The sequence below is a fragment of the Streptomyces sp. NPDC026575 genome (assembly GCF_055567415.1).
Window position 1 is genome coordinate 1 of sequence record NZ_JBVHQM010000060.1, and the last position, 8,698, is coordinate 8,698.

Annotated in this window: 5 protein-coding genes; 3 read left to right on the plus strand and 2 right to left on the minus strand. The window is 72.9% G+C overall.

Translation table 11 applies throughout. The features are described 5' to 3' along the window. Positions 1 to 464: 464 nt before the first annotated feature. Together ACZ4NB_RS38550 and ptsP are read left to right on the plus strand one after the other, a co-directional pair. Positions 465 to 914, plus strand: a complete 450-nt coding sequence (locus ACZ4NB_RS38550; RefSeq protein ID WP_467667723.1) for a PTS sugar transporter subunit IIA — start codon at positions 465 to 467, stop codon at positions 912 to 914. A 75-nt stretch (positions 915 to 989) separates the two neighbouring features. Next, positions 990 to 2,660 (plus strand): phosphoenolpyruvate--protein phosphotransferase, encoded by a 1,671-nt coding sequence (gene ptsP / locus ACZ4NB_RS38555; RefSeq protein ID WP_467667724.1) that lies wholly within the window; start codon positions 990 to 992, stop codon positions 2,658 to 2,660. Between the two features lie 87 nt (positions 2,661 to 2,747). Here the strand turns inward: ptsP and ACZ4NB_RS38560 are convergent, their stop codons facing one another. Together ACZ4NB_RS38560 and ACZ4NB_RS38565 are read right to left on the minus strand one after the other, a co-directional pair. Beyond that, complete coding sequence (locus tag ACZ4NB_RS38560; RefSeq protein WP_467667725.1) at positions 2,748 to 3,692, minus strand: hypothetical protein; 945 nt, start codon at positions 3,690 to 3,692, stop codon at positions 2,748 to 2,750. A 154-nt stretch (positions 3,693 to 3,846) separates the two neighbouring features. Continuing rightward, positions 3,847 to 5,880, minus strand: a complete 2,034-nt coding sequence (locus tag ACZ4NB_RS38565; RefSeq protein ID WP_467667726.1) for an acetoacetate--CoA ligase — start codon at positions 5,878 to 5,880, stop codon at positions 3,847 to 3,849. A gap of 330 nt (positions 5,881 to 6,210) precedes the next feature. Between ACZ4NB_RS38565 and ACZ4NB_RS38570 the strand changes: the two genes are divergently transcribed. Further along, positions 6,211 to 8,607: a glycoside hydrolase family 31 protein gene (locus ACZ4NB_RS38570; RefSeq protein WP_467667727.1), complete on the plus strand. Its 2,397-nt coding sequence runs from the start codon at positions 6,211 to 6,213 to the stop codon at positions 8,605 to 8,607. Positions 8,608 to 8,698: the final 91 nt, after the last annotated feature.

An 8,698-nucleotide genomic window follows, 5' to 3' on the forward strand; every position in this document is an offset into this window, starting at 1 on the left:
CATCTCCCGGATGTTTCCGGTCGACGGGGTATCAACATATCTGGCGTTGACTTTTGGCACGCTGTTGAGTTCTCAAGGAACGGACGCTTCCTTTGGATTCCCTCTCGGGTTTCCTCCGGGCGCTTCCCTTCGGTGTTTCACACTCTATCAGGCCCTTTCCGGCTTTCGAACCGCTGCTTTTCTGCAGACATGCAGAAGCGCAATTCTTGAGTCGCGATCAAGACGCTGGGAGTGCCGCCCACCTGAACCGGACGCAGTGATTGCGTCCTGGTTGTCCGGGGGCAGGTCTCAGACAGTACAGCTCTGCTGTGGGCGAGGCAAATCGATTCAGCGGGACGCGCGGGTGCAACTGGTGCCTGCCATGCGGAACCGTCAGTTCCTATGACTTACGCTTCTGAACGGTGCGCCGTCCAGGACAGGTAGTGACGGCGACCTGATGAATCTCCACCCCTGGGAGGCTTCCCATGACCACCGTGACGTCCCCGCTCGCAGGACGCGCCATCGGACTCGCGGCTGTGCCCGACCCGGTGTTCTCCGGCGCGATGGTGGGTCCCGGTACCGCCATCGACCCCGTTCGTGAACCGTCTGCCGCCGTCTCGCCCGTGGACGGTGTGCTCGTCTCGCTGCACCCGCATGCGTTCGTCGTCGTCGATGGTGAGGGGCACGGCGTGCTCACCCACCTCGGTATCGACACCGTTCAGCTCAATGGCGAGGGCTTCGAGCTGCTCGTGAACAAGGGCGACACCGTCACCCGCGGCCAGGAGATCGTGCGCTGGAACCCCGCCGCGGTCGAAGCGGCCGGTAAGTCGCCGGTCTGCCCGGTCGTCGCGCTTGAGGCCACCGCCGACTCGCTCGGCGAGGTGCGCGAGGACGGCGACATCAAGGCGGGCGACGAGCTCTTCTCCTGGCAGTAGCCGGGCGCCGTCCCCCACGGCAGAACGACATCCACCGCGGCGGCCGGGCCGTCGCATCAACCGGAGACGGGTGCAATGGAGACAACGCTGCGAGGCGTCGGTGTGAGCCACGGTGTGGCCATAGGCGAGGTGCGGCATATGGGCACGGCGGTTCTGGAGCCGCCGGCCAAGCAGATTCCGGCGGATGAGGCGGAGCGCGAACAGGGGCGTGCCCGTCAGGCCGTGGAGGCTGTCGCCGCCGACCTGATAGCGCGTGGAAACCTGGCGGGCGGCGAGGCGCAGGCAGTGCTGGAGGCCCAGGCGCTGATGGCGCAGGACCCCGAGCTGATGGCGGACGTCGAGCGGCGGATCGCCGTCGGCAGCACCGCCGAGCGCGGTGTGTACGACGCGTTCGCGGCCTATCGGGCGCTGCTCGCCGGTGCCGGTGAGTACCTGGCGGGGCGGGTCGCCGACCTCGACGATGTGCGCAACCGCATCGTCGCCCGGCTGCTGGGTGTGCCGATGCCGGGTGTGCCGGACAGCGATGAGCCCTATGTGCTGATCGCGCGGGATCTGGCGCCGGCCGACACCGCGCTGCTCGACCCGACGCTGGTGCTCGGGTTCGTCACCGAGGAGGGCGGGCCGACCAGCCACAGCGCGATTCTGGCGCGGGCGCTGGGTGTGCCGGCCGTCGTGGCGCTGCCGGGCGCGGGTGAGCTGGTCGAGGGCACGGTGATCGCCGTCGACGGCAGCACCGGAGAGATCTTCGTGGAGCCGAGCGCCGAGAAGCGGGCGGAGCTGGAGCGGGCCGCCGCGGAGCGGAAGGCGGCGCTGGCCGCCTCGTCCGGTCCCGGGGCCACCTCCGACGGGCACAAGGTGCCGCTGCTGGCGAACGTCGGCGGTCCCGGTGATGTGCCCGCTGCCGTGGAGGCCGGGGCCGAGGGTGTCGGGCTCTTCCGTACCGAGTTCCTGTTCCTGGACGACAGCAAGCAGGCGCCGTCCGAGGAGAAGCAGGTCGAGGCGTACCGGAAGGTGCTGGAGGCGTTCCCGGAGGGCCGCGTTGTCGTGCGCGTGCTGGACGCCGGTGCCGACAAGCCGCTGGACTTCCTGACGCCGGCGGACGAGCCGAACCCGGCGCTGGGTGTGCGCGGTCTGCGTACCCTGCTCGACCACCCCGAGGTGCTGCGTACCCAGCTGACGGCGCTGGCGAAGGCGGCCGAGGGGCTGCCGGTCTACCTTGAGGTCATGGCCCCGATGGTGGCGGACCGGATCGACGCCAAGGCGTTCGCGGACGCGTGCCGGAAGGCCGGGCTGCGGGCGAAGTTCGGTGCGATGGTGGAGATTCCGTCCGCCGCGCTGCGGGCCCGCTCGATTCTGCAAGAGGTGGAGTTCCTTTCGCTGGGGACCAACGACCTGGCGCAGTACACCTTCGCCGCCGACCGCCAGGTGGGTGCGGTCTCGCGGCTGCAGGATCCCTGGCAGCCGGCGCTGCTGGACCTCGTGGCGGCTTCGGCCGAGGCCGCGAAGGCCGAGGGCAAGAGCTGCGGTGTCTGTGGTGAGGCGGCCTCCGATCCGCTGCTGGCGTGTGTGCTGACCGGGCTCGGTGTCACCAGCCTGTCGATGGGTGCGGCGTCGATTCCCTATGTGCGGGCGACGCTGGCCAAGCACACGCTGGCGCAGTGCGAGCGTGCGGCGGCCGCGGCGCGGGCCGCGGACACCGCCGATGACGCCCGGGCCGCCGCGCAGGCGGTGCTCTCCGGCGAGTGATGTCGTAGCAGACGTCGCAGGAGTCCCGACGGCCGTCCCGCCCATGTGGCGGGGCGGCCGTTCGGCGTTCGCCGCGGCGCGGGCGGCTCAGTGGTCGTGGGCGTCGGGCGGGGGTTCGAGGGGCAGTCCGGGGGCGTAGTCGACGCCCGGCTCGGGCGGGATCGGCTCTCCGCTGTCGGCGTCGGTGCAGTAGGCGGTGAAGACCTCGGCGGCGGTGAGGGGGCGGAGCCAGGAGTCGCGCAGGGACCAGCCGCGGACCGTGTCACGGAGGGTCCCGGTGGTGGCGCCGTGGTGGGCGAGGACCGCGGGATCGGTGGGGTCGGCGGTCGTGCGGGAGACGATGCCGCCGGGGGTGCACAGGGCGAGGCCGGCGGCGAGGACCGTGCAGAAGACGAGGGTGTCGGATTCGGCGAGGCGGAGCCGGTCGCCGGCGTCGCCGCCGGCGTGCAGGACCGCGAGGAGGGACGGCTCGCCCGCCGCGATGGAGCAGACGAGGTGGTGGGTGCCGCCGCCGAGGGACGTCAGCAGTTGCTGGAGGGCTTGGGTGGCGCGGGCGAAGGCGGCGTGGGCGAGGTCGGCGCCGCAGTCGTCGCAGCTGCCGGCGCGGGCCAGGAGGGCGGCGGCGTGGTTCCAGGCCGACTGGCGGTCGGCTTCCTCGACCAGTAACGGCAGCAGCTGCTTCAGCGGCTCGCCTTCGTACGTCACCCGTGCACCGGTGCGGGCGGCCTCGGCGGTGTAGCGGGTGCGGCTGTCGGGGTGGTCGGGGTCGAGGTCCCGCTCCGCGCAGTACTGCTCGAAGGCGGCCGGGTCGAAGAGGCTGAGGGTCGTGAGCACGCCCTGGGCGGCGAGGGTGCGCAGCAGGGCCTCCATCTGCTGGAGGTAGCTGCCGTGGTCGTCGAAGGGGAAGGTGCGGTAGCGGCGCATGGCGGTGAAGTCCTGCTCGTCGGCGAGGACGGCGGCGGTGCTGGGGACTTCGCGGCGCAGGATGCGGTGGGCGGCGGAACGGTTGGTGTGCCGGAATGCGGATGTCATGACTCCCCCTGGGTGAGATGCGCCCGTGGTGAGCGGGGCGCTGACCGAACGTCACTTGTCACTCACAGTAATCGGGGGGTCTGACAATCGCGGTCGGCGCCGGACCGACAGGCCGCGGATGCCTTGTCGGTCCGGCGCCGGCCGGTTGCGCCACCTACGTCGCGGGGCCTTCGGCCGCGCGGTCGCGGGCCACCCGCTCGTAGAAGCTCAGCAGCTCGATGTTGTCGACGGAGCCGGGGTTGACGGCCTTGTCGAGGGGGGTGCCCTGGAGGAGGCGTTTGACGGGGACCTCGATGCGCTTGCCGGTGAGGGTGTGCGGGACGCCGGGGGCTTCGATGATGTCGTCGGGGACGTGCCGCGGCGAGAGCTGTTCGCGCAGGGTGCGCTTGATGCGGTCGCGCAGCTCGTCGTCGAGGGTGGCGCCGGGGGCGAGGTGGACGAAGAGCGGCATCCAGTAGCCGCCGTCGGGGAGTTCCAGGCCGATGACGAGGGACTCGCGGATCTCGGGGAGCCGTTCGACGGCCTCGTAGATGTCGGCGGAGCCCATCCGGACGCCCTGGCGGTTGAGGGTGGAGTCGGAGCGGCCGTGGATGACGACGCTGCCGCGGGAGGTGACGGTGATCCAGTCGCCGTGCCGCCATACGCCGGGGTACATGTCGAAGTAGCTGTCGTGGTAGCGGGCGCCGTCGGGGTCGTTCCAGAAGCGGGTGGGCATGGACGGCATGGGGTTGGTGACGACGAGTTCGCCGACCTCGTCGATGACGGGCTTGCCCTGGGGGTCCCATGCCTGAAGGTCGGTGCCGAGGCAGGGCGCCTGGAGTTCGCCGATGTGGACGGGGAGGGTGGGGACGGCGCCGGCGAAGCAGCTGCAGACGTCGGTGCCGCCGCTGACCGAGGCCGTCCACAGGTCGGCGCCGCTCTCCGCGAAGGAGTCGTGCAGCCAGCGGAAGCCGTCCGGCGGGAGCGGGGAGCCGGTGGTGGCCACGCAGGTGATCGCGGAGAGGTCGAGGTCGCGGGCGGGGTGGATGCCGGCCTTGCGGCAGGCCATGACGTAGGCGGCGGAGGTGCCGAAGACGGTGGCGCGGGTGGCTTCGGCGACCCGCCACTGGGCGGAGATGTCGGGGTGGCCGGGGCTGCCGTCGTAGAGCACGATGGTGGAGCCCACCAGCAGGCCGGCGACGAGGAAGTTCCACATCATCCAGCCGGTGGAGGTGTACCAGAAGAACCGGTCGTCCGGGCCGAGGTCGCAGTGCAGCCCGGCCTGCTTGAGGTGTTCGAGCAGGATGCCGCCCTGGGACTGGACGATGGCCTTGGGCAGTCCGGTGGTGCCGGAGGAGTACAGGACCCACAGCGGATGGTCGAACGGGACCTGCTCGAAGACCGGTTCGGTGTTCTGCGAGGTCAGGTCCGACCAGTTCACGGCGCCTTCGGGAGCGGGGGTGCCGAGCAGCGGGATGTGGACGACGGCGCGCAGGGTGGGCAGTTCGGCGCGGAGTTCGCCGACGGTGTCGCGGCGGTCGTGCTCCTTGCCGCCGTAGCGGTAGCCGTCGACGGTGAACAGGACGACCGGTTCGATCTGCTGGAAGCGGTCCAGGACGCTGCGGGCGCCGAAGTCGGGGGCGCAGGAGGTCCAGACGGCGCCGACGGCGGCGGTGGCCAGGAGGGCGACGACGGCCTGCGGGATGTTGGGGACATAGGCGCTGACCCGGTCTCCGGGGCGGACGCCGAGTTGGCGCAGTGCGGCGGCCAGCGATCCGACCTGGGCGCGCAGCTCCGCCCAGGTGACGGGGGCGGGCTCGTGGGTCTCGTCGACGTGCAGCAGCGCGGGGTCGTCGGCGCGGGCCGGGTCCTCGCCGGCGCGCAGGGCGTGCTCGGCGTAGTTCAGGGTGGCGCCGGGGAACCAGCGGGCGCCGGGCATCGCGCGGTCGGCGAGGACGGTGTCGTAGGGGGTGGCGAAGCGGACGTCGAACCACTCGGCGGTGGCCTGCCAGAAGGCGGGCAGTTCGTCGACGGACCACCGGTGCAGGGCGGCGTAGCTCGCGGCGGGGTCGCCGGGGGTGGCGGCGGGCGCGCCGTGCCGCTCGGCGGCCCAGGTGTGGAAGCGGGTGACCTGTGCGCCGGCGATACGGTCCGGGCCGGGCTGCCAGAGGGGCTCCGGCCGGTGGTCGGACTGCGGTGCGGTGGTCATGATGCGGCTCCCGGTCGGTACGCGTGGTGTGCGTCGTATGCGTCGGGCGCGCACCGCGGCGGGGGTCCCCCGGCCCGACGTGTGCGCGTGACACGGCTTGCCTGGACGATGCCATGTGATCGACTTGTGCACCAGGGCGGGCTCCCCATATTCGGGGGGTGGCGGGTGTGGTGCCGCCATGTGATGCGGGCCCGTATGGGGAGGGGCCGTCGGGATCCGGCCACCGGGCGGCGGTCCTTGGGCCTGGAGGTGGCCGAGCGTGATCTCGTGCAGGTGAACGGCAGTTGAACGCTGCCCGGATGCCCGGACGTCAATGGCAGGCTGACCGGCATGAACGGGCGTGATCTGGTGCGGTCGGTACGGGTGGTCAGGGCGGTCGGGCCGGCGCAGGGGCTGCGGTCCGTGCGCTCGGCGTGGCGGGCGCGGAGGGCGGATGCGAGGGCGCTGCCGCGCGGCGGCGAGGAGCGGGCGCGGGTCCCGGGGGCGGCGCGGGGCGCGGAGGCGCTACCGGGCGGCGGGGTGATCCACTTCGCGCGGTCGTCGCTGCGGGTGCGGGTGGCGTCGGGCGGTGCCGTCTTCTGCGGCTGGGACGGTGCCGAGCCGGAGCCGTCCTACGCGCTGGCCGGGGCGTGTCCCGAGGTGGATGCCCGGGCGGTGCTGGAGCCCGATACGGAGGGCGGTTGGCGGGTGGTCTCCGAGCGGGTGCTGGTGGCGGTGTCCCGGCACGGCGCGGTGGAGGTGCGTACACCGGGCGGTGCGGTGCTGCGGCGGGAGCTGCCGCCGCGCTGGTGGGACCGTACGGACGCGGCGGGCGCATCGGGGGCGGGCGGGCGGCCGGAGGCGGGCGGCGCGTCGCGGTGGATACAGCGCTCGGAGGTGGCGGCCGATGCCCGGTTCTTCGGACTGGGTGGGCGGGCGCACGGGCCGCGGCTGCGGGACGGCGTGTACCGGCTGTGGAACTCCGATCCGGGCGGTGCGTTCGAGCCGGGCGACGATCCGCTGTCGGTGACGATGCCGGTGCAGCTGGTGGTGGCGGACGCGGGGACGCATCTGGTCTTCCACGACAACTCCTGGGACGGCCGGGTGCTGCTCCGGGAGGGCGCGGAGGGTGCGGGCTCGGGCCACGACCGGCCGGGAAGCTGTGAGTTGCGGATGGACGGCGGGCCGCTGCGCTACTGGGTGCTGGCCGGCACCCCCGCCAGGGTGCTGCAGGTCTGGACGGCGCTGACCGGGGCGCCCGCGCTGCCGCCCCAGTGGGCGCTGGGCTACCAGCACGCCCGTTGGGGGTTCGGCGGCCAGGACGAGGTGCGCCGGGTGGTCGCCGGTTATCAGGAGCGCGAACTGCCGCTGTCCGCCGTCCATTTGGACATCGACCATTTCGACCGGCACCGGGTGTTCACCGTCGACCGCGCGCGCTATCCGGATCTGCCGGGGCTGGCCCGGGAGCTGCGGGCGCAGGGGGTGCGCCTGGTGTCGATCGTGGATCCGGCGGTGAAGGCGGAGCCGGGGGACGCGCTCTACGAGGGCGGGGCGGCGTGCGGGGCCTTCGTACGGGACGCGCGGGGGCGGGAGGTGCGCGGGGTGGTGTGGCCCGGTGAGTCGGTGTACCCGGACTTCACCGACGTGCGGGTGCGCAAGTGGTGGGGCGCGCAGTACACGGAGCGGCTGGCGCAGGGCTTCGCGGGCTTCTGGCACGACATGAACGAGCCGGTCTCCTTCGCCGCCTTCGGGGAGTCGACGCTGCCGCGCTCGGCCCGGCACGCGCTGGAGGGGCGGGGCGGCGACCACCGCGAGGCGCACAACGTCTACGGCCTGGCGATGGCGCAGGCCGGCTTCGAGGGGCTGTGCGAACTGCGCCCGGCCGAGCGGCCGTTCCTGTTCTCCCGTTCGGGCTGGGCGGGGATGCAGCGCTACGGGGGCACCTGGTCGGGGGATGTGGCGACCGGCTGGCCGGGGCTGCGGGCCTCGTTGTCGCTGGTGCTGGGGCTGGGGCTGTGCGGGGTGCCGTACAGCGGTCCCGATGTCGGCGGGTACTCCGAGGTGCCCTCCCGGGAGCTGTATCTGCGCTGGTTCCAACTGGGCGCCTATCTGCCGCTGTTCCGTACGCACTCGGCGGTCTGGGCGGGCCGCCGGGAGCCGTGGGAGTACGGGCTCCAGGTGCTGGAGCACGCCCGTACGGCGCTGCGCGAGCGGCAGCGGCTGCTGCCGTACTTCGAGACGCTGGGCCAGCTGGCGCGGCTGACGGGGGCCCCGTACGTCCGCCCGGTGTGGTGGAGCGCGCCGCGGGACCGGGCGCTGCGGGACTGCGAGGACGCCTTTCTGCTGGGGGACGCGCTGCTGGTGGCGCCGGTGCTGGCGGCGGGCGTGACCCGGCGGCCGGTGCGGCTGCCGCGCGGGCGGTGGTACGACACCGCGACCGGGCGGGCCCACGACGGCCCCGGGCAGGTGTGGGTGGACGCTCCGCTGTCGCGGATTCCGGTGCTGGCCCGGGCCGGTGCGGTGCTGCCGGTGGCGGGCGAGGACGGCGGGACGGAGCTGGAGGTGTGGGCACCGGTGGCCGGGCGCGGCGGCAGTGGTCTGGTGGTGCCGGACGGCGGGGACGGCTGGCAGCGGCCGACGGTGGAGCGCTTCACCTCGCGGTGGGAGGGCGACCGGGTGGTCGTGGAGCGGCGGGACGGCGGCGCGCCGGGATATCCGGTGCGGGTGCGGGGGCGGGTGGACGCTTAGGGCCTGTCCGATGGGTCCTGGCCGGGCCCGCGACGCCTGGCACGGCACCTCGCGGCGTTGCCGAATCATCCCGATAGCTCCGCTATCGAGA

What these genes read in the sequence shown, in the direction of transcription:
- ACZ4NB_RS38550 (WP_467667723.1), top strand. Translation starts at nt 465, where the DNA reads ATGACCACCGTGACGTCCCCGCTCGCAGGACGCGCCATCGGACTCGCG.
- ptsP (WP_467667724.1), top strand. Translation starts at nt 990, where the DNA reads ATGGAGACAACGCTGCGAGGCGTCGGTGTGAGCCACGGTGTGGCCATA.
- ACZ4NB_RS38560 (WP_467667725.1), bottom strand. Translation starts at nt 3,692, where the DNA reads ATGACATCCGCATTCCGGCACACCAACCGTTCCGCCGCCCACCGCATC.
- ACZ4NB_RS38565 (WP_467667726.1), bottom strand. Translation starts at nt 5,880, where the DNA reads ATGACCACCGCACCGCAGTCCGACCACCGGCCGGAGCCCCTCTGGCAG.
- ACZ4NB_RS38570 (WP_467667727.1), top strand. Translation starts at nt 6,211, where the DNA reads ATGAACGGGCGTGATCTGGTGCGGTCGGTACGGGTGGTCAGGGCGGTC.